The sequence below is a fragment of the Shewanella sp. Choline-02u-19 genome (assembly GCF_002836205.1).
Lineage (GTDB): Bacteria > Pseudomonadota > Gammaproteobacteria > Enterobacterales > Shewanellaceae > Shewanella.
In genome coordinates this window covers 1-723 of sequence record NZ_PJBE01000006.1, presented here as the reverse complement: position 1 = coordinate 723, position 723 = coordinate 1, and the positions used below count along the sequence as shown (strand labels likewise).

Annotated in this window: 1 protein-coding gene; it reads left to right on the top strand. The window is 44.8% G+C overall.

What is annotated here, in order from left to right; genetic code table 11:
• Nucleotides 1–201, top strand: a 201-nt coding sequence (locus tag CXF83_RS22725) for a hypothetical protein (RefSeq protein WP_232774991.1), incomplete at its 5' end; no start/stop codon positions are given.
• Nucleotides 202–723: the final 522 nt, after the last annotated feature.

Genomic DNA, 723 nt, shown 5'->3' with positions numbered 1-723 from the left:
GTCTCATCTCCGAGAAGATTTAACTCTCACCTCTTAGTTAAAAGAGATACTGATTACGCTGCAAGTCCCGTATTTCCTAACCTTGCGGTAAGTTACTTGGCCTGCTGTACCGTGTCAGTGGATGCGTATTATAGGGAGATCCCGACTGAGCGCAAGCGCTTTTCTCCCTTAAAACTACCTTTTTTAATAGATACGGGATAGCCACACCCTACCCACCACTTATCCACAGTGTTACCCACAATTTACGCCTCAATTGATGAGGCAATCTCGGTAGGGGACCTTATTCTAGTACAGTATTGGAAACTTGCAGGGCAGGATAATCATTACTTTGAGCTTTATGCCTCAGGTTTACATCCCTATATCACCATCACCCGAAATCGACGGCAATGTCTTGGGGATCCTGCTCGGTAATCAAATAACACCCATGATCATTCGCTTTTTTCAGCCTCTTATTATCAACAAAATAAGCGACTAATAAGGGGATCGCTATAAAACAGAATCGAATTAAACAGCATGAAACAGAGCCGCTAGACTAAGCAGGATCTTAAACCCAATCCCTCTTAGCTCTGAGTTCCGGCCATAGCACTAATATCTTGCCTACTGCACCAATATCTTGCCTACTGCATTCTGTCGTTCCGGCAATTCAGCAACGGGCTGTTCACTCTCTTTCGAGACCCATCTTAGAAAGAGTGGCGCCTGAAAATGTTCGATTCGCACCTGGGT